This is a genomic window from Legionella spiritensis, from assembly GCF_900186965.1.
GTDB lineage: Bacteria > Pseudomonadota > Gammaproteobacteria > Legionellales > Legionellaceae > Legionella_C > Legionella_C spiritensis.
On record NZ_LT906457.1, the window covers coordinates 639,838 to 662,968 of the forward strand.

Consider the following 23,131-nt stretch of genomic DNA (forward strand, 5'->3'; position numbering starts at 1 on the left):
TAAAAAAGATGCTTTTTATCTGATTTTTTTACCAGTTTGGCCCCACAATTTATATCGACCAATAATTAAAAGAGCTCCTATAATTAATAGAATCAGGCCTGTTAGCCTTCCTTCAAAAAGCATGAATAGACCTGCTACAATTAGAAGTAAATAAATAAAAGTTCCCCAACCATAATTACGGGCAGGAGTAGGTTTTTGTTCAATTTCAACGTCTTGCTTTCTCAGGGGATGGCCACAGTGGGGGCATTCGAGTGCATCTGATGCTATAGATTTTTTACATTGAGGACAGCCTACCATAGCCATAATAATCTCCATAATAAAGTTTCTTTATTATAGACAATTTAATTAACGTTTTTACATTATAATCTTGTGAGTTGGCTTTAAATATTAGTCTATACTAAGCTCATTATAATCTTATGTTGATAGCACTAACTTTTTCATTTAAGCAGGGTGGTCTGTAAAAAAACACCAGGGATTGAAATAACAGAGTAATCACTATGCCTGAATTACCTATAGAAATAGTTAATCTTTCTGGAAATGCTGGCTATAGAGAAGGGATTATCAATGGAAATATTGAAGGCTCCATTAGAGCAGGTGTGACAGTTAGCGCCCATGTCTGTCACGGCATCAATTTAGGCCTGGATGGAGAGATAATAGGTCAAATCCTGGGCAACATGGATGTGCTTTTTATCGGAGCGCAGGCCAAAGGGAATGTTTCTGCCGCTGCCGGTGCAAGGGCTCTGATCCGGTTGGAACCCAATCTTCTGGAAAAGCTGGGACTATCAATTTACCTTGGAGCTTACGCCAGGGCGATGGCGTCTGGAAGTCTTGCCATTTACCTGACCCCAGAGTTTTTCTCACAGCAGATTCAAAATCACCTGGATGATTTTGCCGCAGATATTTTTCTCATATTTTTGGAGGAAGTCAAAGCAGAAGTGGGTGTGTGGGGGCGAATTGCCTTTTCTGCAATGGCAGAGGGAAATGTCAACATCGTTTGTGATATTAAAAAACTCAGTGCTGGATTTGAGATCTCTGGCGGGTATAAATACGGGCTTAAGGCAGGAGGTGGGTATGACTTCTATTGTGATGTGGGCTTTAAAGATTTGCGCAGAGCAGTTAATCGCTCGTCCATTCGGGTCAGTTCAGAAATTAAAAAATATATTCTCAAATCCGATATCTCCAATAAATACCTGCTTGCAGAATGTTTCGATTTCAGCTTTCCCTTACTGGTATTGATATCCTACGATCTCGGTCACAAAAGCGTGGAACGCGGAGAGTTTATCAGTAAAGAAGACGTTGCCGGGGTTGTGTTTACCAATTTTATCGCTAACCTTCAGCGTTATGCGGTTGATAAGATAATTGAATCGGCAGTCAGCAGCCTTACCAATGAATTTTCCAAGATCTATTACAAAGCTTTTAACATTGAGCTTGGCGATCCTGAGAAAGCGGATCTGGAAGAGTCCGTAAATCGCCTGATCGATACCCTGCGCAAAGATGACCTGCGACTGACAGACTTAAACGTGTTTATCACTGAAGCGTTCAATATTATAGATATTTTGGACAGTGGAGCATTGGATGACTTCAAAAGACCGCTGACTCTATTTTGGGCAAGTAATGTTATCGGGTTTGAGATCAAACAACTTCTGAGCCTTTACTCAACTGAAATCGGAATTGGCTCTACGATGGCCGGTGAAGCGAGAACATCCATACAGTACTCAAATCTTCCATCAGCCCCCGAGTTCATAAAAGAAGAAATCAGTTTGACGCTCAATGAAAGCGTTATCGAAGTGGATATCAGTCTCGCAGTAGATTATTTGGTGGAAGTGGGGATAGCTAATACAGCAAATCAAATCTTTCCTGAACTGGAGGATTTCAAACAGTATTTCGAATCCAGTTTCGACCTTACTTTTGGGGAAATTTTCGAAGATGCATTACGTGGCCTAAAAGGAGAAGGCCATCTTTCTACTTATCATTCTTATCAGGCAATTAAGGGCTTGGTCAAAACCCAATTCGTCGAACAGTTGATCATGGGTGAGCTGCTTCCTCAAATGACCAATGATATTGGCAATGAGTATTTATATCAATATACCGAGGAAGTCATCCGTCCTTCAATGTACCTGGGTTCGGAATTTGTTTTTAAAAAACTGGACAACTTCCTCATCGAGGATCTGAATGGTATAACCAACCTGCCACAATTTGTGGATGGCATATCATCAGGCTGTGGCGTAGTTGTTTATACCGTGCTTGCCAGGAATATTGCGTTTTTTGATCAAATTATAAACGATTTTATTCTGGATTATACCTATCAGGGTTTTGATTATATGGGAACACGTTTGAACAATCCTCAGGATCCCTTTTTTGTCCATTCGAGGAATTTATTATCACAAAACTTTCCGCACATAACTAATCTCAATGATCATGTAGAGGCATTACGCCAATTGTTGCTGGATCTAACCCTCGCTTTCAAGGAAATAAGCGGTCCGACCATTTTTACCTCAGAGCGTAGGAACGATATGCGGGTATTAAAAAGGGATATTTTGTTATCCATGGCGGGAAGTATCGATTATTCAGAATCCCCTGATCCTTATATCGAAAGACTGCTGGATTGCGGCTTTATTCCAAACATTGAGTTGGTCAAGGAATTAGGCAATATTTTGCTCAAAATCAATGTGGAGGCATTCAGCGTTTTCGTCGAAAAAATTATACCAGCGCTTGGCGATTTTTTTCTAACACTGAGTCTGCCTGCTCTGACCAAACTCAAATCCGACCTCTTGTCCTATATAAAACAATTATCCTTCGCGGCAAAAAAGGCATTGAGTGAATACAATGAATTGAGTGATTACATAGATGAGCATATTATAGGTATATTGAATGCAATTGATACTCTGGTTACCCATTTTAAAACCGAATTCAAGGAACACCTGGACACATGGGGGGACTTGATCAAAGCCACTATTCATTATCAGCGTATCGAATCAATCAAACAAACCATTCCAGAGGGGGCTACAAGGGATGGCGCCATCCTGATTTTCGAGAATACGACTTGGCCGGTGGAATCTGTCATTCTAGACACAGCTATTATGGCAGGAAATACAACGTTAGAAACGTCAGTCAATACAATTGTAGATCATGTGGATGAGACGACAGATATCATAGAAGAAATGATAGCTTTAAAACAAAACGTCGAAGATGCCATTATCGATGGTCTCGCAGGTTTTGTTTTGAAGCCTATTGAGGAAACAGCAAATGAGCTGCTAAACGCATTGATTCCTGATTCGATGTTGATCAAAATCGAGGAATACCTAATCGCACGCCGGGATAAAAAGGAACTGGAAAGACAGAAACTGGAACAGGAGCAAGAGCTGGCTTTTCTCGAAGCAGAAAAGAACAGAACCAAAGATAAATACGACCGAAATCACTTTAACCCCCTGGTGATACTTGAAGTGAGTGGTCCAGAAAAAGGATTTCCATTTATTTACCCTGAAGAGGTCACGCTGCGTATGCGATTAAAAAATGGAAACCACGATATGGTATCCGATCCGTCCTCCAGGAGAATACAGGTCACGATCAACTCCATCCCAATCGCATTAAGTGCTTCGAATTGGACCCAATCGGGTAATGACATGGTATTAGAGACGTTACTGGATGGAACGGAAGACGGATTGAATATCCTGGAAGTGAGCTGGATCAAAGCTGAAGGTGACGACGGAACCGTACGAGAAACCATTCCATTTGTCGTTAATGCGGAACTCGATTATAAGATGTCAAATTTTGACGTTTTTATTGAAAGTGATCCTGAGGGATCTGATGTAGAGGCAGAGTATTTGGAGTTTATTTACAGGGGTAGTTCAGATCTGGAAGTGCAGGGGTGGTTGCTACAGGATAAAGCCGGACACAGGTATGTCCTGCCTCAATTTACTCTTCGCCCGGATGATCGTTTGAGAATCTATACCGGAGGCAATAGTAACCTTAATAAAATTAACAAGACCCGTAAGAATAAGTTGCTCTTCATGGGCAGGAAAAAAGCAGTGTGGAATAATGAAGGAGATACAATGTACCTGACGGACAAGGACAACGTATTAATATATCAATACTCCTATTTACAGGAATAATCGAACATTATGGTTGCCACTAATCAATTTGCAGAATTGATGGAATTGCTGCAAAAACTTCTGGATACGATCGGTATGGCTGATGAGCCATCTGAAGAAAGCCGGATTCTCTTTGAGATGCTGGAGAATGCCCTGAATAATAACCTTCTCAATGATTTTCTGGAAGCCGCCGGCCAGTCTGGAAAAAACCTGGATGACATTTTAAGATCGCTCATTATTGATCACTCCCGCCAGTTACTGGAAGCTTTTGTCAGGAAATGGATAGAAATAGGAAAGCCGGTCAACGAATTTTTACAAGCGGTAAAAGACGTTCATCAGGAGGCATTGGATGAAGTATGCAAATATATGATCAGTTTCGTCGCCCGGAAAATGACTGCTGCCGAGATCGCTACCGCCCGGTTGATTTTTGGTTCCTCGCTGGAATATGACACGATTTATTTTTCTGAAGCGGGAGCGGCAAATGCGATTATTTTCGGCGTCCAGGATTTTTTCAGAAACAACCAGAATTCCAGGCCATTTGTTACTTTCAGGCTTGTCAACCATGATCTGGATGACGGCCCAATGACTGATCGGACGATGATCCATGAGCTAACCCATGTCTGGCAATACCAGGAAGCTGGTCCGATATATATGATACAGGCTATTCATGCTCAAACATTGGGGGCTGGATACAATTACGGATACACGACGGGTACGGGCGCTACTGGTTATCTCAATGGTGACGGCGGAGGGCCAGACCTGACGCAAGCGATCAATAATAATCCTGGATTGACTCCTGCTGAAGTGTTTGAATTATTCAATCGAGAGCAACAGGCTCAGATCATTATGCATTACTATCAGAGAAAGTATGTTGAATCCCCGCCCTTAAATGTGGGGCCATGGCAACCTTTTCAAAATGTTGTATTCACACCGCTCTAAAAAAGGAGGATTAGGCGCGGTTTGTACGTAGTCCCCATTTTCGGGCAAACATGCTTTGTTGGTTCATAATGATAAACACTATATGATAAATTTTTAACATTTTTTGCAAAATAGTGAGGCTAAAAAAATAAAGGTACTGGTCAGAATAATCAAAGGACCCGCAGGAAATGCCGTTAATTTAAAAAATAAAACACCGATACAAGAAGACACAGACCCTATCAAAAGTGAAATATTACGATATTCAGTTAAATTTCGGCTAAAATTGCGAGCTGATGCAGGAGGGATGGCAACCAGGGCGGCCGTTAATAATCCCCCGACCATCTGTATCCCCATTGCTACGGTGATTGCAATCAATACCAAGTAAAGAAAATTATATTTTTTAACACTTATCCCTTCTGAACGAGCCAAATCCTCTGAAATGTTGATAAGCACCATCTTGGGATAAATAAACTGAATAATTAAAAAAAGTACGATTGCTATAAGACTGGAAAGCACCGTATCAAAATAATTTATTTGCGTAATATCTCCTACTAATGCTGATTCTGCTTGCTCTATGGGTAAAAATAAAAACGCTATAGCAACCCCTGAAGCAAAAACAACAGCAGTCAAAGCCTCCATCGGAAGCTTTGTTTTTATCTCTAAAAGCCAAATCAAAACAACACCCAGAAACACAAAAGGAAACGCACCCAAAGCAACGTTAAAGCCAAGTAGTATGGCTATGGCAATTCCTGGCAAAGATAAATGACCAAGGGGACCTGCAACCAAAGCCATTCTTTTGCTCAACAGCAATGAGCCAAGGTAGCCGGATATGCCGCCTATAAAAATTGCTGCAATTAAGCTCAATATCAATTGTTTATCCATCACATTACTTAATGATTATGTTTATAAAACTTAACATCGCCGCCATACAAAATTCTTAGATTATCTGGCGTCAACGCTTCCCGTGGCGGTCCAATACAAACGGTTTTTTTATTTAAACAAATAACCTGGTTCGAAAACTGGTAGACAACGTTTAAATCATGCGTGACCAACAACATCGCCTGATACCAATTTTTATTTTTTAAATCTTCCAGCAGATGGTAAATTGTTTCTTCTCCACCAATATCAATGCCAGTGGTCGGTTCATCAAACAGTAGAACATCGGGATTTCCTATTAGACTCCATGCAATCAGTAATCTCTGAAATTGACCAGAAGACAAATCCCCCGTTTTTCTATTACAAACGACTTTTTCAAATCCTACGGCATTTAATATATCTATAATTTCTTGTTTTGAAACATTTTTTAAGGAAAAAAATTCCCCAACACTTAATGGAATTTCTTTAATGAAGGGTAAGCGTTGTGGGACATAGCCGATTTTTATTCCTTTCTTCCAGGTAATTGTTCCATGAAAAGGTAATAAGCCAAGAAGGCATTTGAGTAAAACGGTTTTACCTGAGCCATTTGGACCCAGTATGCTGATAATATCATTTTGGTTAAGAGAAAATGAAAGGTGGTCAATAATAAGACGATTATCCAATCTTACGGTTAAGTCGCTGACTCGAAGAAGGTGGTTGTCATCATCCATTGATCCATCCTCTTGACTGAATTAAATTTATATCCAGAAAATATGGACAAGAATATACAAGATGGTCATACCAATGATAGGAACAACTATAAATGCAAGTAAATTATAAAATCCTATTCGGTTTTCCGCGGATTTATTATAAAATTTTTTAAAAACGTTCCACTCGCGCTTAAAAAATTTTTTTTTAGCCATAATCACTTTCCTTGCCTGCGGTTTTTTTAATTATAGTTCTTTTTGATAAATATTTTATCTGATAATGTCCAGTCATTATTTGAGGTTTTGCTTGTTAATCCGTTATTTTTCTGCTGCAATGACAACAAAACCACCTGAACCATGACCTTCTTTTACAGGCTCCATGGATTTTATATTTTCCAAGGGAGAGAAAATCGTTTGATAGATTTTTTTTATTCGAAATTGAGTGTCTTCCAATAGCTCAGTAACTTCCCCAACTGAATAAAAATTGGCCTTTTTATAAAAGGGGTTATCATGCTTTCTGGTTTCATAGGCATTTCCTAATGCGGAGTTTCGATCAATCATTGCAATAACAAGAACTCCCTCTGGCTTTAAAACACGTCTCGCTTCGGCTAATCCTTGCTCGGGAAAATCCAGATAGCAAAGAACTGTGCCAAATAATGCATAATCAAATGACTCATCAGAAAAAGGCAAGGATTCAGCAACACCACCAACTACATTGACTCCACGTTGCTCAGCCATCTTACGCAAAGCAGCAGATGGCTCAACACCATTTTTTATTCCAAGTGCCGATGCAAAACGCCCTGAGCCAACACCTATTTCAAGACCTTCTCCTGACTCGGGTATAACTTTTTGTAATGCGGCGACTTCTGACATAAAAGCTACTTTATGCCGATCAAACCAGCTGTCATAGCGTACTGCAAGGTTATCAAAAGCTTCTTCATCTGTTCGTTTTATATGCATTTCACATTCCTATATCTGATGCAGCATAGTCTCTTTCTTTGAATTAAGACTAGACGTGATGTTTTGTAGGAGATTCGTATTTTATAAAACCATCAGGTGTTATCCTGAGAATTGTACAAATAATTATCGGCAATAAATCCACTTCTGCTCCAGGCATTCCTTCTTCCAGAGAAACTGAAACTTCAGTGGCGTCATATTCCCATGAGCGTAAAATTCTAAGCTTTTCTTCCAGTGTCAGCTTGGAATGTTCAGCAACTTGCTCAGGACTTGAAAATACGGACGTCGGATCGATTAAAGCTTGATTGAACCAGACAGGTTGAGCTCGAGGTTTTGTACTTGTCTTATGTTTTTTTGACATATTTTTATCTCGCAAAGATAAACGATACAATCATACAAAAGTATAGTCATTTCTATAAAAACTGAATGACATCCTGTAAATATGCAGTTATAAGAACAAAAATATTAGTGCGTGAGATTTGTGTGTTTGAGTACGGTACTGCTGTATATTGTACGACGTATGCAGCGGTATCCCGCGACAAATTATTCATTTAAAAATCAATTGGTTGCTTCTTATAGGCTACAGAATTCACATCAGATTGATAAACCACTTGTTCAAGGAAGGTTGATCACAAAGCAAGCGGGTTTATCAGCCGTGAACCTGGCCACTCCCGTATCGGGATCGCTAAAATTTATTTATAATTTAGATAGTTAATTTGAAAAAATGTGAGTCACATATTAAAAAACTTATGGAAATGATACCAAAATTACACAGGGACTGTGTATGAACAATAAAATTATTCACCATAAACTGCGCCGTGATCTTGGTTTGTCAGGTGCGACATTGATGGGTTTGGGTTCTATTCTCGGTACAGGTGTGTTTGTCAGCATTGGTGTTGCATCCGGTGTGACAGGATCATCAGTTATTTTTGCTATTATGCTTGCCGCATTGGTTGCAACCTGCAATGCTTTATCGAGCGCACAACTTGCAGCCAGCCATCCGGTGAGTGGTGGAACTTATGAATACGGCTATCGTTATCTTCATCCGGCGATAGGATTCACCGCCGGGTGGATGTTTTTATGCGCTAAAACCGCTTCGGCCGCAACCGCGGCTCTGGGTTTCGCAGGGTATTTTTTACACCTGTTCGGATTCCGGTCGGTTTCCATTATTCCTGTTGCTGTAACGATTGTTATTGTTTTAACCCTGATTGTGTTAAGCGGCATCAAGCGTTCCAACAAAACCAATCTGATTATTGTATCGATAACGCTATTATCCTTGCTCGTCTTTGTAGTGTCGGGTTTCCCCAGCCTGCTGCAAAATGGCGGGCAAAATCTCTCTCCCTTTTTTCCCAAAACAGTTGATGAGGGACTCAGTCGTTTTTTGTATGCTACTGCCTTGATGTTTGTCGCCTATACCGGTTATGGACGTATTGCCACCATGGGTGAGGAAGTTAAAGAGCCGGCAAGTACCATCCCCAAAGCCATTATCCTGACCTTGATTGTAAGTGCGGTCATTTATATTTTAGTGGCTGTTGTTGCCATTGGCTCTGTCGGTTCAACCCAGCTGGCAACCGTCACAGAAAGTCGGGCAACGCCACTTGAAATAGCCGCCAGCACCATGAACCGGCCTGGAGTGGTTATTCTTATCGCGGTCGGTGCATGCACCGCTATGTTAGGTGTATTGCTGAATCTCATTTTAGGGTTGTCGAGGATAGTATTGGCCATGGGGCGTCAACAGGATTTGCCGGAACCATTTGCAGTGGTTTCCAATAAGCATCGCACGCCTGTCGCGGCGGTCATTGGTATTGGGTTTGCTATTGCCGGTCTTGCTTTGTTTGGCAGTGTTGAAACCACCTGGTCCTTTAGCGCTTTTACGGTCTTGATATACTATTCGATTACCAATCTCTCGGCTCTATACCTACCCAAAGAACAGCGATTGTACCCAAATTTCATCGCGGTGACGGGCCTGATTTCCTGTTTGTTTCTAGCTTTCTGGGTGCCGCTTTCCATTTGGCTGTCCGGGTTGCTGTTGATTGCCCTGGGGCTAATTTGGCACCGCTTTCATCGTTACTACTTAAAAGGCCAATGAAATAGAGTCAAGTGAATGAATAAAAACCTGTTCCAGCCTATTGGTCATCACAAGGCGCTAATGGGCGCCAAGTGCATTTTTAATTTTCTCTGGTTTATCATGCACAGCAAATAACTCAATAATTGTCGCACTTGCTTCATTTTTGCCAATAATTGCAACTTTCATGCCCCGCTCTCTGAATTTAAGCACAACCTTATCCAGAGTCGACACGGCAGTAATGTCCCAAAAATGGGCTTCACTGACATCAATAATCACTTTCTCAAGTGTTTCTTTCATATCAAAAGCATTGAAAAACTGTTCTGATGAGGCAAAAAATATCTGTCCGCGAACTTTGTAAGCTCGGCAGGACGCATCATCATCCTTACTGGATTGAACCACCACCAGACGCCCAACCTTATGGGCAAAAAATAATGCGGCAATCACAACGCCTACAAAAACACCGTAAGCAAGGTTATGGGTCGCAACCACAACAATAACCGTGGAAAGCATAACAATATTCGATGATAGCGGGTGGGTTTTTAAATTTTTTAATGACTTCCAGGAAAAGGTGCCTATGGAGACCATAATCATCACAGAAACCAAAGCCGCCATTGGAATTTTAGAAACCCATTCATTTAAAAAAACCACCATGAATAACAGCATCACTCCCGCCGTCAAGGTGGATAATCGTCCGCGACCCCCGGATTTAACATTAATGACGGATTGGCCTATCATGGCGCATCCTGCCATTCCACCCAGGCATCCGGCAACTATATTGGCAAGCCCTTGGGCTTTGCATTCCCTGTTTTTGTTGCTTTTGCTATCTGTTAAATCATCAACGATGGTTGCCGTCATCATTGATTCTAATAAACCAACTACAGCCAGACCAAACGCATAGGGGAATATAATATGCAACGTCTCCAGGTTAAAAGGAATATTTGGCCAAAGAAAAACCGGTAACGTGTCAGGCAAATCCCCCATATCTCCCACGGTTCGCACCGGCAAATGGAAAAATACGGCTAATGCGGTCAAAACAAGAATGGCTATCAATGGTGACGGGATGTTTTTATTAATGAAAGGGAATAAATAAATAATGGCAAGTCCGCCAACTGTTAAAGCATATACTTGCCAACCTGCATGGATTAATTCGGGTAACTGGGCTAAAAAAATCAGAATAGCAAGCGCATTGACAAAGCCTGTGACCACCGAGCGAGATACAAAACGCATCAGGTTGCCCAGGTTTAAATAACCGGCCACCATTTGCAAAAGACCAGTCAGCACGGTTGCCGCAAGCAAATACTGCAGGCCATGTGTTTTGACTAACGTCACCATCAAAAGCGCCATGGCGCCGGTTGCGGCTGAAATCATTCCGGTGCGCCCGCCTGTAAAAGCCGTAACGGTAGCTATGGCAAAGGACGCATATAAGCCCACTTTGGGATCAACGCCTGCAATAATTGAAAAAGCGATGGCCTCAGGGATGAGAGCTAAAGCGACTACGATGCCCGCTAATATATCAGCACGCATAGTACCGAACCAGTCGATACGGTTTGAAAGTAACAACATATTTGGGGTGTTCCTGTTAAAATGGGATAACCTGATTTCACACGACGTTGATCGGACGCAAATGTGTCTGCAATTTAATTAAGAATAGTATTGGTTTTGTTTTATGGATATTTGTCTAAGGCGGGGTCATCTAAAAATGTCACTAAAATTATTAATAAAAAATGGACACTATACACGATAATTTGACACGTATAAAGTATGATGATGAAAAGTAGCGGTATAATTTTGAACATGAATTATTTTACTTTTATACAAACCAACACACTTTTTTAACTGCCCGGATTTTTACTGGCTTTTTTCTCATGGTTAAATTGAAATGTAGACAGAAAAATAAGGTGGCCGTAAGGAGGCCTGCGGCCGTATTGCGGGTTTCATGGTTCAATATTATCTCATGAGAACAGGCGAGCGCCTAAGTGAACGATTTCCCGCATTTCAGCTTCGCCTTCATGGCGGGCTACAGGAAACACTGTCATAAATCATCTGCAATCTTGACTACCTGTATTGATTAAATCGAGACAACATCATTTCTTGTGCCTGCCTAAGTTGTCCATCCATTCGTTCCATAATATCTTCCACATAACCTCCCTGGACCAAAGGAGCACCTTGTCCTGCCCAGAACGCAGCCATTTCGTTATGATTTTGGCTAGCGAATGCTGTGCGAATTTCACTGGTTAGATAATGTTGTAATGGATACGGCAAAGAGGGTCTTTTTTCAAGTTCATCAATCCAGTCATTATCCAGGGCTCGCGCAAATTTACCGGAAATATGTCTAGTTAGCCTTGTCCCTTTATCTCGACTATTTAAAATTGCTTTTTTATACATATCACTTGCGCAGCTCTCTTGAGCAGGTATAAAAGCCGTACCTAATTGTACCGCGCCTGCACCCAATGATATGGCTGCTAACACACCTCGGCCGTCACTGATGCCTCCCGCAGCTATCACTGGCAAATCTGACACGGCATCAACTATTTGGGGGACTAATGCCATGGTGCCTAACGGATTTGATTTGTGATGAAGAAAAGTCCCCTGGTGGCCACCAGCTTCATAGCCTTGGGCAATAATTGCATCGCATCCAACTTGTTTAAGATGAAACGCTTCTGCTACATGGGTAGCTGTTCCCATCACAACGATGTTATGCCGTTTTAACTCCTTAATTTGGCCGGATGTTAAACTCCCGAAAGTAAAGCTGACGGCTGATACCCGCTCTTTAATCAAAAGACTAATCCAGCTATCAATATCTTCATCCTGTCGGATAATATCATGGATAGTCATTGGCTTCAGGCTCAACTTGAGACGAATTTCATTTAAATAATCAATCATTGAAGATGCTTGTTTATGATCAAAGTCGGGAATCGGTTCAGGTATAAATAAATTGACGGCAAAGGGTTTGCTGGTAAGCTTTTTTACTTTCCTGATATTTTTCTCTGCCTGCTTACGTGTTAAATAGCCCGTTGGCAGCGAGCCTAGCCCACCGCAGTTAGAGACAGCCGCACAAAGTTCAGGGGTTCCGACTCCTGCCATGGGTGCTAAAATAATGGGGCGCTTTAAATTGAAAAGTTTTCCAGGCATCATCAGTTCCCATGATTGAGTTTCATTATGTCTTTGAATGAGGCGAATAGCGGGCTCTATTTAACGAATTCAAAGAGATAATGGCGCCAATTAGCCACATTTGCAGCTGTGAAAATTTTGGTTCACAGAGCCTGGAGGCTGTCGTCATGAGATTATTTGGCTGTAAATTGAGGCTGAATAATCTCATGACGACAGCCTCTAGAGGAAAGGTACGAGCGATTAAATTTTTTTAATTAACGTAACACCAGTTTCGAGAAGGAATCGGCGCTTTATTATTTTAAATACCGGCATTTTGCCCGGTTTGCCGGGCTGCTCGGTCATTAAAGGGTGTTACACCACTTCCACTTCTTCAGCCTGCGGGCCTTTAGCACCCTGGGTCGCTTTAAACAGGACCGGCGTGCCTTCCTGTAAGGTTTTAAAGCCCTGGCTGAGAATAGCGCTAAAATGAACAAAGTAATCGCGACCTTCAGCCTCAATGAAGCCAAAGCCTTTATCGTCTTTAAACCACTTGACGGTTCCCCGGATTTTTTCTGACATGATGTTTCGTTCCCTGTTAATAATCGCATAGTGTAGCTGATTTTAAAAAAAGCGAAAACCATATAAAGACATTGAAGGTAGTGCCTGAAGGAAGTGTGCCTGGGTTTTGGTGGCTGGACCTTTTTTATTAGTGTCAAGACTGTTTTTTTATTTCTTTTCTGATAATCTTACAGGGCATAAAGCATAATCCTCTCCAATCCACAATCTGTGGATATTTTTTTTAAACACCCCGTGTTTTTTTCAATGATTCTATTTGTTTCAGTGCGACAATCCAGAGCTGGCCTGGTCTGCAAGGTTGTTTTCTGAATCAGGGGTAAAAATCGGTTATCCACAAATTCTGTGGATAACCTTGTGTATACGCTGTCAAACCCGTTGATTTGTCTAGGAGTTTCAGGAGTGTTCACGAGTCGTTCAGGGTGACTCCCGGTTTCAAGTGTTTGAACGGGCAAATGGATTGTCAGGTTATTTACATACCGCGCTCCCTAGGTTCTGTGAACCAATTTTTTCCGCTCGAAAACAAGACAACTATAGTTGCGCAACAACTAATAATGTCTTGTAGCCCGTCATGAAGGCGAAGCCGTAATGCGGGAAAACGTTCATAAGTGGCACATCAAACCCGCAATACGGCCGCAGGCCTCCTTACGGGCTACGACCTTTTCGCAAAAAAATGGTGTCAATTGGCCGCATTTGCAGCTGTGAAATTTTTTGTTCACAGAATCTAGGATATACATGAGACAAAATCTCGTCGCAAAGTTCGATGGGTAGTTTTGATAAATTGGAGTCTTCATTCTTCAGGACACCACTAAAAAACGTTATTCTCCATTAAATTATCGCTGTGTGGTAAAAAGAAAAACAAGGAATAGGCAGTGGACCAAACATTTGATATTAACCCATCTGTTTTTGTCCCGTACAAGGTTTCAAAACATGAAGGATGATATATGACAGCGATTACAATCAAAACATTTATAGCCGCACTTTTGGTGTTCTTTATTACCGATATGGTATGGCTTGGATGGTTGGCAAAAAGTTATTATATTGAGCAATACAAGCCATGGCTTCGTTTAACCAACGGACAATTACAGCCTATATGGTGGGCGGCTTTTCTGGTTTATTTACTCTTCGCTCTGAGCATCGTTGTTTTTATATTGCCGCTAGCGTCAGGATCTTTGCAAAATGCCGCATTTTACGGAATTATTTTGGGTGCAGTTATTTATGGCGTGTATGATTTTACCTGTCTCGCCCTTTTTAAAAATTGGCCGCCTGGAATGGCTTTTGTTGATTGGGTTTGGGGCATGGTGTTATGCGGATGGGGCTCCTTTATAACCGTCTGGGTGCATAATTACTTTAAACAGCATTGAGTTAAGGTGCCAACTCGAATCAGCCTGAAGCACGTTACTTCAGGGGCAAGAGAAATTGCGTTTTGACCATAAGCGTCCCGACTTTAATTTCGATTTCTTTGGCTTATTGGCTTGTATGTTTTTAATCGTATAAAAGAGGTTCGGGATGATTATTTTGCTGGTTGCCGGATTTATCGTTCTTCACATGAGCGTTTTTTGGGTTTGGTATCGCATCGCTCATAATCCATCGGTGGTGGATATTGGTTGGGCATCCGGTTTAACCTTTAGTGGATTAATCTATTTAACCAGCCAGACCATCTCCCTGCGTTCAATCATCTTAAGCTTGATTCTCATCCTGTGGGGTATGCGGCTTGGTTTTTACTTATGGTTTACACGTATCAGGCATGGGAAAGTGGATAAACGTTATCAATCGTTAAGTGACGATTGGAAAATAGCTAAGCCACTGGGCTTTTTTTTGAACTTTCATCTGCAGGGAGTTTTAATTCTTATCGTTTCGCTCCCCTGGTTGTTTGCTTCTAAAGCAGCTACCAGTACACCTGATCGTCTTGACTGGTTGGCATTCACATTGGCTCTATTTTCGATCGCGATGGAAACGCTGGCTGATTATCAACTACACCGTTTCAAAAAAATTCATATCAATCAAGTCTGCAATCAAGGCTTATGGTCGTTATGTCGTCATCCAAATTATTTTTTTGACTGGTTAACCTGGTGTGCCTTTGTGCTGTTTGCTTTGGCGCATCCTGTCGGCTGGCTTGCAATCATTTCCCCTTTAACTCTTTACTGGATAATGACGCAGGTAACAGGGCCGATGACGGAAAAGGGTTCCATTAAATCCAAAGGCGAACTGTATTTACAATACCAGAAAAATACCCCCATGTTTTTTCCGAAATTCCTGATTCCTCCTTTTTTCTAAACCATGTTTGTATCATCGGAACAAGGCCATTCAAATCAGGCGGTGCGCCGCATGCCTCTTTAATTATAAAGCCATATTACACCATTAAGATATGTTGCAAACAGCAGCCAGATGACATAGGGAACCAGTAACAGTGCGATAACATTCTTTATTTTTTTTACACGAACCATAAGCCAGCCAACCAGACAGGTTAGCAGGAAAAGCCACACCAGACAAAATCCAGTCCAACGCAATTGAAAAAAGAGTATGGGCCAGGCCCAATTCATTACGAGCTGCAATAGATACAAATTAAACAACGGCTTCATATTTGTCTGTTTTTGATTTTGCCAAAACAGAAACCCCACAATCGCAAGAAGGGTGTACAAAACAGACCAGGCAATTGAAAATACGAAGGGAGGTGGAGTTAACCATGATTGCTGAAGCGCATCATACCAACCACCCATATTAGCTTTGGTAATGAGCCCTAGAAAAAATCCTATTATCTGAAAGGTAATTATCCAAAGAAATAATGTTATCCAGCCGCATTTACGCATTATCATTCCTCGCGTCCTGTCGGGAACAATTATCGCCTTTTTCAGGTTCGCTCGTTGTTCCTGTCACGTTATAATCTTGCCGGGCGTCAAGCGACCTGAAACCTGCTAAACTTTCTTATGATGATGACACCACCTCAATCAGGAAAGCAGGATGCCTAATAATATTGCTATTATCGGTGGTTCGGGTGCCATTGGCCTTGCGTTTACAAAGCGGTTAGCCGCGTTGCACCAAAATGCCATGATTCATGTTTTTTCTCGAAGCGTGCCTGAAACGCCAATGAACCATACGCACTACCATGTTATCGATTATAGCAACGAAGTCTCCATTGCGGAGGCCGCCTTACTTTCCAGCAAGGAAGCGCCCATTGATATCGTGATCGTTGCCACAGGACTATTGCATGATGATACAATAAAGCCTGAAAAAAACCTGCGTGAGCTGTCAGCGGAAAAATTCCAGCGATTATTTGCCGTCAATACCATTCTGCCAGCCCTTATTGCCAAGCATTTTCTTCCCAAACTGAGCTATGATAATCGCTCGATATTCGCAGCTCTTTCGGCTCGTGTGGGGAGTATATCTGATAACAGACTGGGGGGCTGGTATGCGTATCGCGCTTCCAAAGCCGCGCTCAATATGATTATCAGGAACGCCGCACTTGAGATTGGCAGACGAAACAAACAGGCCATTGTTGTCGGGTTACACCCGGGAACTGTTGACAGTAACTTATCGCAACCCTTCCAGGGGAACATAGCGGATGAAAAACTCTTCACGCCTGATTTTTCAGTAGCCAGGATGCTCGAAGTATTAGACCGCCTGACCCCTAAAGACAGCGGCCGATGCTTTGCCTGGGATGGCCAGGAAATTGAGCCTTAAACCTTATGTGGTTTAGCGGATTTGAAAGACACCATGAAAAACATCAAGGAGAACACCCCTTATGACGAAGCCCTTTGTCATTCACTGGTTTCGCCAGGACTTGCGTTTAGCGGATAACCCGGCGCTCACGGCAGCCTCTCGACGCGGCAGGGTTTTACCCGTTTATATTCTTGATGACAAGAATTGCGGTGAATACGCTATGGGTGCTGCAAGCAGGTGGTGGTTACACCATTCTCTCGAATCCCTGAATACATCGTTGGGCGGGGCGTTGTCGGTTTATCGTGGTAACCCGCTCGATGTTTTGCTGGACATCATTGCTCGCTATAATGCAGACGCGGTCTTTTGGAATCGATGCTATGAACCCTGGCGTATACAACGGGATGCCGCTATCAAAGCGTCCTTGCAAATCAAAGGCATGGACGTTGAAAGTTATAATGGTTCGCTGCTATGGGAGCCGTGGAAAATTCAAAATAAAGATGGCAACCCTTACAAGGTATTTACGCCTTATTATCGAAAAGGGTGTTTGCAGGCAGAAGCACCGCGCCAACCACTCCCGGTTCCGGAAAATGCTCACTATCATCAGGATAAGGAAAAATCCATTGGCATAGGCCAACTTAAGCTACTGCCAACTATCCGCTGGGACAAATCGTTAGAACCACATTGGACGATTGGAGAACAGGGCGCACATACACGTTTCGAACGGTTCATTGATGAGGGGTTAGCGCACTATAAAGATGGGCGCAATTTTCCTGCCAAACCCTGCGTCTCCAGGATGTCGCCGCATCTGCATTTCGGTGAATTATCACCTAACCAGTTATGGCACTGGGTGCGCGGCCTGGCCGATGATAAATCGATCGATGTTTTTTGCAGTGAATTAGGATGGCGCGAATTCTCCTACAGTCAACTTTACTACCACCCTGATTTGCCCATAAAAAACCTGCAGCCGAAATTTGACAACTTCCCCTGGCAAGAGGATGACGCCGCGCTTAAAGCCTGGCAACAGGGACAAACCGGTGTACCTATGGTTGATGCGGGAATGCGTGAGTTGTGGCGAACAGGGTACATGCATAATCGCGTACGGATGATTGTCGGCTCTTTTTTGGTGAAAAATTTACGTCTCCACTGGCAACACGGTGAGCACTGGTTTTGGGATACCCTCGTTGATGCCGACCTTGCCAATAATAGTGCCAGCTGGCAATGGATAGCCGGTTGTGGCGCAGATCCCGCACCTTATTTCAGAATTTTCAACCCAGTCACCCAGGGGCAAAAATTTGATCCCGACGGCGTTTATGTAAGGCAATTCGTACCCGAACTTTCAGCCATGCCTAACCAGTATCTCTTCAACCCGTGGGATGCGCCTGAACCCGTCCTGAAAAAAGCTGGTATAAAACCTGGCACCACTTATCCCTTGCCCATTGTCGACTTAAAAACTTCACGTGACGCCGCCTTGAGCGCTTTTCAATCATTAAAGAAAGATAGTAATTCCCCGGGCTGATACCGCTGGCAAAATAATGGCTTCACCACCATCATTTTAATTTGTCTTGCGGCAGGACGTACTGAGTCTGCTATTCTTAATCAACCTGGTAACTTGCCATATAATTACTACAATACAAGTGAAACGTTGTACTAGTACAGCGTTTCACTGATTTTGTCCTGCAATAGGGACGTGTGCTAACCTCCCGCGTTCTTGAGGCGCATTGGGAAGAAGCACACATGGACAAGTATATAGTAAAACTCACATTAGAAGAACGCACAGAATTACTAACGTTGATTCGAGTGGGAAAAACAGCAGCAAATAAATTAATGCATGCGAGAGTTTTATTATCAGCAGATGAAAACGATAAAAAAGTAAAGCCTAAAACAGATGAAGAAATAGCCACTGAAATGCATATATGTACTAAAACGGTGGCACGAATAAGACAACGATTTGTTGAGGAAGGAATGGAGTCAGCATTATCACGTAGAGCACATACTAATCCCAAGGGTCGTAAAATTGATGGGGAACGAGAAGCTCATCTAGTTGCTCTATGTTGTTCAACACCTCCAGAAGGAAGGAATCGGTGGACATTAAAGCTGTTAGCCAACAAGCTGATAGAACTGGAAATCGTTGATAGTGTGTCCCCTGTAACAGTGAGTAGGGTTTTAAAAAAAACGAAATAAAGCCATGGCAAAAACGAGAATGGTGTATTCCACCCGAAGCAAATGCTGATTTTGTTTGTAAAATGGAGGATGTATTGGATATTTACAAACGTCCTTATGATGCAAGACGGCCAGTTGTTTGTATGGATGAAACGAATAAGCAGTTGGTCAAAGAAACAAGGACACCTATTCCAGCAAGCCCTGGAGAAAGTGTGCGCTATGATGCTGAATATGAAAGAAATGGTGTTTGTAATGTTTTTTTAAGTTGTGAGCCTTTGATAGGTAAACGTACAACAAAAGTGACTGACCATCGAAAAAAGGCGGATTGGGCTCTTTTTATTAAAGAGTTGGTTGATAACCATTATCCGTCTGTCGATAAGATTGTATTGGTCATGGATAACTTAAATACACATACAGGTTCCTCATTATATGAGGTATTCGAGCCAGCGGAAGCCAAGAGAATATTGGATAAATTGGAAATTCATTACACGCCAAAACATGGTAGTTGGTTGAATATGGCTGAAATTGAATTAAGTCATCTGGGCAGACAATGTCTGAATAGGCGGATTGCAGATAAAGAGACGTTTATTCACGAAGTAGCTGAATGGAATAAGAACAGGGATGCAGAGGAGGCGACCATCGATTGGCAGTTTACAACCGAGGACGCCAGAATTAAATTAAAACGTTTGTACCCTGTCCTAAGCATCACAGGACAGAATCAGTGAAACGCTGTACTAGGTTCTGTGAACAAAAATTTTCTTCGCACCATTTTTTGCGAAAAAGTAGTAGCCCGTAAGGAGGCCTGCGGCCGTATTGCGGGTTTGATGTGCCAATTAGGAACGTTATCCCGCATTACGGCTGCGCCTTCATGACGGGCTACAAGACATTATTATTTGGTGTGCAACAATAGTTGCCTTGTTTTTGATCGGAAAAAAATTTGTGCACAGAGCCTAGCAAATGTCTTTGGACGGGGATTATATGGAACTGAAAAAAAATACCTCTATTATTGAGCTTAAAAAAGGTGATATCACAAAACAAAATGATATTGATGCGATTGTCAATGCGGCCAATGCTGAATTAAAAACAGGCGGAGGAGTAGCGGGTGCAATCCATCGTGGGGCGGGGCCCAAACTGGAGGCTGCCTGTAGACCCCTGGCTCCCATTAAACCCGGTGACGCAGTGATAACAGCCGCTTTTGAACTACCGAATCAATATGTGATCCACTGTTTAGGGCCTGTTTATGGAAGGGACAAACCGGAGGCAGAGCTTTTGGAAAACTGCTATAGCAATGCCCTTGGGGTCGCGGAAGATAACAAAATTGAATCCATTGCATTTCCTTCAATTTCGACAGGCGCTTTTAGTTACCCTGTTGAGGAAGCTGCGAAGGTTGCCCTGACGGCTGTTACAAAAAAAATGGCCTCGCTGACGTCTGTGAAGCGTATATGGTTCATTTTACATAGTGATAAGGATTTAGAGATATATCAGAGACAGCTGCAAAAAATTTCTGATGGGCAGGAATAAAATTAATTGGCAATGAATCAACACAGAAGGAATTTTACATTTAATCAGACTTTAGCTTAACGATCTTGTTATTTACAGGGTTTTTCATTGCCGTCTTGATATCCATATATTTGAATGAGAATAATTTATCCTGGATACACAAAAAGGCGAACCAATCGGGGCGATGTTAATGATCTATCTGGCCGAAAAAAAACTTTTGGTCCACGAAAATAAAGCAATGAATAATTCATATCAACGGTATTCCCAGGATATTTCGAGTAGCTACCAAAGCCACCTAAATCCATTCCGCATGGTTAACATGGAAATACCTATCCTCCTCTCTAAATAGAGATTTTTTTTAAATTTACCTTAATAATTTTTCGCTACTATTTCCTACAAGCACGAAAAATATTTTTTTGTCATTTTTCTCGTCAAAATTTTAAAGGATAAAATAAAAAAATATTCATAGGTAGGAATATAGATATTCTTACAAAATTTATTGATAATTAATAGAGATATCCAATGTCGCATAACACCAATGACCATCACTACAGCGACTTTTTTTTGCGCCACATTCCTTCGGATTTATATAAAAAACTAACAGAAGACCAAAAAAAGAGGCTGTACCCAAAACTCTATCTGGCTGTTCTCCAAATACCACCGGGTATCGTCATTGAGGAAGAATGGCAACTCCGTTGTCTTCTTGGAGACATGGATATAAATGCGATAAATAAAAAGGATGGCCGGGGTGCAAATCCAGCTCATTACGCGGCATGGTCAGGCAACCCCGACGCACTGGATTGGGTTGATTCTAACTGTAAGGGATTGTTAGAGGAAATAGATTACTTTGGCCGTAACATCTGTCATTACGCGGCATGGTCGAGCAACCCCGATGCAATGGCTTGGTTTAATAAAAACTATAAGGAATTGTTAGGGGAAAATGACTTCTTTCAAAATTGCATCTCTCATTACGCGGCATGGTCGGGCAACCCCCGTGCAATGGATTGGGTTAAATCTAACTATAACGAATTGTTAGAGAGAAAAGATTTGTTTAACCGTAACATCGGTCATTACGCGGCATGGTCGAGCAACCCCGATGCACTCGAATGGGTAAAAGACAACTGCCCGGATCTGCTGAATGAAGTGGACGACGATGGGGAAAAAAACATTGCCCATTACGCAGCATTTTCAGCTAGTGTTGAGTCTCTGGAATGGGTTAAGCGTAATTACCCCGCATTGATCAAGAAAAAAGACACCAGATTCCGATCCATTGCTCATTACGCAGCAAAGTCAGGCAAATCTGCGCCACTCGATTGGGTTAAGATTCAGTACCCAAATTTGCTAAACCAAACAGACAAGCTTGGATGCAACATTGCTATTCTAGCACTTGTATCCGGAGTTCCTGAACAATTTTCTTATGCCATGCGCTTAATTGATTCTCCCCAGCAACTGATACTCCCTATTGATGGGGAATTGGTCTTTAACATGCTGGTTGAGGCCATGAAAACGAATTTCAGTCTTACAGAAGTCACTTTGCCAGAGAACGCCTCGGAACTTTTACGTAAAGATGTCCAGGACTATTGTGAACGCAATCAAAGTCTCGCTAAGATTTGCCAGGAATTTAAAATCTTACTTCAGGGGCATTTTCAGAATAACAATAACCCGCATCTTATAAAGGATATTCTGTACCATATTTTTCAATTCCGCACCTCATCCTATGAAATTGATGAACCCATCGTTAAAAAGGTGTTTGAAGATATGTATAAAAAATTAAAGCATGAAAACCGATATTGGATGACCCAACGAGAAATAACCGACCTGGTCAAGTCTCGTCTAGGTGAACTTCAGCGACCTTATACTTTCTTCAAGTCTATAAATAAAACCGATGAAGCAGAAACCAATCTGCTGGAAAGTTTCCTTAATGAGGTTTGTTTTTATAAATATAATAGTAAAGAACAATTTCAAAAAGCCATTGAAGTATTCTTTGAAAAGCACAAAGACCAACTGCTGCCTGACAGCAATTCAATGCGGCTTTTTGAAAAAATAATTGGTAAAGCAGCAGGAATTGGCCTGAACGTGATGGGCGCTATAAATGAACATTATGTCCAGGTAACGCCAGGGGGATAAGGCCAGATCTTAGGGTGTGTCCTCATTCTTTTTCACGGCTAAAACCTGTGCTAATTTGCTCAAACAGGGCTGGCTATTTTCCTCATTCAATCTGCAATTTGCGCTAAATTATCCCAACTTTTAGCTCGCGAAACAGAATGAGGACACACCTCTGGTTTCAGAGGAGTTAATGTTAAAATTGGTTTTTGGGTTTTATTAGGCAGCTATTTTGCTGTCTTTGCATTTAACCAGGCATGATTTTTTTAAGTAACCCAGGTTCTGTGAACAAAAATTTTCTTCGCACCATTTTTTGCGAAAAAACAGTAGCCCGTAAGGAGGCCTGCGGCCGTATTGCGGGTTTGATGTGCCACTTATGAACGTTTTCCCGCATTACGGCTTCGCCTTCATGACGGGCTACAAGACATTATTATTTGTTGCGCAACAAT

General features: G+C 41.9%; 19 protein-coding genes. 10 read left to right on the forward strand and 9 right to left on the reverse strand.

The window, feature by feature from the left end; translation table 11 throughout:
• Window positions 1-15: 15 nt before the first annotated feature.
• Entirely contained in the window at window positions 16-303 is a 288-nt protein-coding gene (locus CKW05_RS02990) for a zinc ribbon domain-containing protein (RefSeq protein WP_157737709.1), read from the reverse strand.
• Between the two features lie 194 nt (window positions 304-497).
• Here CKW05_RS02990 and CKW05_RS02995 point away from each other — a divergent pair, with 194 nt between their 5' ends.
• Window positions 498-4,112 (forward strand): lamin tail domain-containing protein, encoded by a 3,615-nt coding sequence (locus CKW05_RS02995; RefSeq protein WP_058484371.1) that lies wholly within the window; start codon window positions 498-500, stop codon window positions 4,110-4,112.
• 9 nt (window positions 4,113-4,121) lie between these two features.
• Window positions 4,122-5,030, forward strand: a complete 909-nt coding sequence (locus tag CKW05_RS03000) for a hypothetical protein (RefSeq protein ID WP_058484370.1) — start codon at window positions 4,122-4,124, stop codon at window positions 5,028-5,030.
• 93 nt (window positions 5,031-5,123) lie between these two features.
• On the opposite strand, the gene CKW05_RS03005 is transcribed toward CKW05_RS03000, so the two are convergent.
• The 4 genes from CKW05_RS03005 to CKW05_RS03020 form a co-directional block, all read right to left on the reverse strand.
• On the reverse strand, window positions 5,124-5,891 hold the full coding sequence (locus tag CKW05_RS03005; protein WP_058484369.1) for a metal ABC transporter permease: 768 nt from the start codon (window positions 5,889-5,891) through the stop codon (window positions 5,124-5,126).
• A gap of 8 nt (window positions 5,892-5,899) precedes the next feature.
• Window positions 5,900-6,595 (reverse strand): metal ABC transporter ATP-binding protein, encoded by a 696-nt coding sequence (locus tag CKW05_RS03010; RefSeq protein WP_058484368.1) that lies wholly within the window; start codon window positions 6,593-6,595, stop codon window positions 5,900-5,902.
• A 294-nt stretch (window positions 6,596-6,889) separates the two neighbouring features.
• Window positions 6,890-7,531, reverse strand: coding sequence for a class I SAM-dependent methyltransferase (locus CKW05_RS03015; RefSeq protein ID WP_058484367.1), 642 nt, complete (start codon window positions 7,529-7,531; stop codon window positions 6,890-6,892).
• Between the two features lie 49 nt (window positions 7,532-7,580).
• Window positions 7,581-7,889 (reverse strand): hypothetical protein, encoded by a 309-nt coding sequence (locus tag CKW05_RS03020; RefSeq protein ID WP_058484366.1) that lies wholly within the window; start codon window positions 7,887-7,889, stop codon window positions 7,581-7,583.
• A gap of 423 nt (window positions 7,890-8,312) precedes the next feature.
• On the opposite strand from CKW05_RS03020, the gene CKW05_RS03025 reads away from it, so the two are divergent.
• Window positions 8,313-9,617 carry an APC family permease gene (locus CKW05_RS03025; protein WP_058484365.1) on the forward strand — a complete coding sequence of 435 codons (1,305 nt, stop codon included), beginning with the start codon at window positions 8,313-8,315 and terminating at the stop codon, window positions 9,615-9,617.
• Between the two features lie 57 nt (window positions 9,618-9,674).
• On the opposite strand, the gene CKW05_RS03030 is transcribed toward CKW05_RS03025, so the two are convergent.
• From CKW05_RS03030 to CKW05_RS03040, 3 genes are all read right to left on the reverse strand, one after another.
• A complete protein-coding gene (locus CKW05_RS03030; protein ID WP_058484364.1) occupies window positions 9,675-11,159 on the reverse strand; it encodes a SulP family inorganic anion transporter in 1,485 nt (494 codons plus the stop codon).
• 492 nt (window positions 11,160-11,651) lie between these two features.
• Window positions 11,652-12,731, reverse strand: coding sequence for an NAD(P)H-dependent flavin oxidoreductase (locus tag CKW05_RS03035; RefSeq protein WP_058484363.1), 1,080 nt, complete (start codon window positions 12,729-12,731; stop codon window positions 11,652-11,654).
• 327 nt (window positions 12,732-13,058) lie between these two features.
• On the reverse strand, window positions 13,059-13,265 hold the full coding sequence (locus CKW05_RS03040; RefSeq protein WP_058483859.1) for a cold-shock protein: 207 nt from the start codon (window positions 13,263-13,265) through the stop codon (window positions 13,059-13,061).
• A gap of 938 nt (window positions 13,266-14,203) precedes the next feature.
• On the opposite strand from CKW05_RS03040, the gene CKW05_RS03045 reads away from it, so the two are divergent.
• Window positions 14,204-14,623: a DUF2177 family protein gene (locus tag CKW05_RS03045; protein ID WP_058483645.1), complete on the forward strand. Its 420-nt coding sequence runs from the start codon at window positions 14,204-14,206 to the stop codon at window positions 14,621-14,623.
• A 145-nt stretch (window positions 14,624-14,768) separates the two neighbouring features.
• Window positions 14,769-15,536, forward strand: coding sequence for a DUF1295 domain-containing protein (locus CKW05_RS03050; RefSeq protein ID WP_058483644.1), 768 nt, complete (start codon window positions 14,769-14,771; stop codon window positions 15,534-15,536).
• 59 nt (window positions 15,537-15,595) lie between these two features.
• Here CKW05_RS03050 and CKW05_RS03055 read toward each other — a convergent pair whose 3' ends face one another.
• On the reverse strand, window positions 15,596-16,075 hold the full coding sequence (locus CKW05_RS03055) for a TspO/MBR family protein (RefSeq protein ID WP_231950681.1): 480 nt from the start codon (window positions 16,073-16,075) through the stop codon (window positions 15,596-15,598).
• 145 nt (window positions 16,076-16,220) lie between these two features.
• On the opposite strand from CKW05_RS03055, the gene CKW05_RS03060 reads away from it, so the two are divergent.
• From CKW05_RS03060 to CKW05_RS03080, 5 genes are all read left to right on the forward strand, one after another.
• Window positions 16,221-16,940, forward strand: coding sequence for an SDR family NAD(P)-dependent oxidoreductase (locus tag CKW05_RS03060; RefSeq protein ID WP_058483642.1), 720 nt, complete (start codon window positions 16,221-16,223; stop codon window positions 16,938-16,940).
• 61 nt (window positions 16,941-17,001) lie between these two features.
• Window positions 17,002-18,435: a cryptochrome/photolyase family protein gene (locus tag CKW05_RS03065; RefSeq protein WP_058483641.1), complete on the forward strand. Its 1,434-nt coding sequence runs from the start codon at window positions 17,002-17,004 to the stop codon at window positions 18,433-18,435.
• Window positions 18,436-18,653: 218 nt separating this feature from the next.
• Window positions 18,654-19,804, forward strand: a protein-coding gene (locus CKW05_RS03070) for an IS630 family transposase (RefSeq protein ID WP_408606976.1) whose coding sequence is annotated in 2 segments (ribosomal slippage) — window positions 18,654-19,092 and window positions 19,092-19,804 — 1,152 coding nt in all. Because the reading frame shifts where the segments join, the coding sequence is not laid out codon by codon here.
• A gap of 253 nt (window positions 19,805-20,057) precedes the next feature.
• The gene (locus tag CKW05_RS03075) at window positions 20,058-20,600 is read left to right on the forward strand and encodes a macro domain-containing protein (protein WP_058483631.1); all 543 of its coding nucleotides are present in this window, start codon (window positions 20,058-20,060) and stop codon (window positions 20,598-20,600) included.
• A gap of 501 nt (window positions 20,601-21,101) precedes the next feature.
• Window positions 21,102-22,706 (forward strand): hypothetical protein, encoded by a 1,605-nt coding sequence (locus tag CKW05_RS03080; RefSeq protein ID WP_058483630.1) that lies wholly within the window; start codon window positions 21,102-21,104, stop codon window positions 22,704-22,706.
• Window positions 22,707-23,131 lie beyond the last annotated feature (425 nt).

Coding starts and splice junctions, on each gene's coding strand:
- CKW05_RS03010 (WP_058484368.1), bottom strand. CDS start 6,595: ATGGATGATGACAACCACCTTCTTCGAGTCAGCGACTTAACCGTAAGA.
- CKW05_RS02995 (WP_058484371.1), top strand. CDS start 498: ATGCCTGAATTACCTATAGAAATAGTTAATCTTTCTGGAAATGCTGGC.
- CKW05_RS03025 (WP_058484365.1), top strand. CDS start 8,313: ATGAACAATAAAATTATTCACCATAAACTGCGCCGTGATCTTGGTTTG.
- CKW05_RS03065 (WP_058483641.1), top strand. CDS start 17,002: ATGACGAAGCCCTTTGTCATTCACTGGTTTCGCCAGGACTTGCGTTTA.
- CKW05_RS03035 (WP_058484363.1), bottom strand. CDS start 12,731: ATGATGCCTGGAAAACTTTTCAATTTAAAGCGCCCCATTATTTTAGCA.
- CKW05_RS03080 (WP_058483630.1), top strand. CDS start 21,102: ATGTCGCATAACACCAATGACCATCACTACAGCGACTTTTTTTTGCGC.
- CKW05_RS03055 (WP_231950681.1), bottom strand. CDS start 16,075: ATGATAATGCGTAAATGCGGCTGGATAACATTATTTCTTTGGATAATT.
- CKW05_RS03015 (WP_058484367.1), bottom strand. CDS start 7,531: ATGCATATAAAACGAACAGATGAAGAAGCTTTTGATAACCTTGCAGTA.
- CKW05_RS03030 (WP_058484364.1), bottom strand. CDS start 11,159: ATGTTGTTACTTTCAAACCGTATCGACTGGTTCGGTACTATGCGTGCT.
- CKW05_RS03060 (WP_058483642.1), top strand. CDS start 16,221: ATGCCTAATAATATTGCTATTATCGGTGGTTCGGGTGCCATTGGCCTT.
- CKW05_RS02990 (WP_157737709.1), bottom strand. CDS start 303: ATGGCTATGGTAGGCTGTCCTCAATGTAAAAAATCTATAGCATCAGAT.
- CKW05_RS03000 (WP_058484370.1), top strand. CDS start 4,122: ATGGTTGCCACTAATCAATTTGCAGAATTGATGGAATTGCTGCAAAAA.
- CKW05_RS03050 (WP_058483644.1), top strand. CDS start 14,769: ATGATTATTTTGCTGGTTGCCGGATTTATCGTTCTTCACATGAGCGTT.
- CKW05_RS03005 (WP_058484369.1), bottom strand. CDS start 5,891: ATGGATAAACAATTGATATTGAGCTTAATTGCAGCAATTTTTATAGGC.
- CKW05_RS03020 (WP_058484366.1), bottom strand. CDS start 7,889: ATGTCAAAAAAACATAAGACAAGTACAAAACCTCGAGCTCAACCTGTC.
- CKW05_RS03075 (WP_058483631.1), top strand. CDS start 20,058: ATGGAACTGAAAAAAAATACCTCTATTATTGAGCTTAAAAAAGGTGAT.
- CKW05_RS03040 (WP_058483859.1), bottom strand. CDS start 13,265: ATGTCAGAAAAAATCCGGGGAACCGTCAAGTGGTTTAAAGACGATAAA.
- CKW05_RS03045 (WP_058483645.1), top strand. CDS start 14,204: ATGACAGCGATTACAATCAAAACATTTATAGCCGCACTTTTGGTGTTC.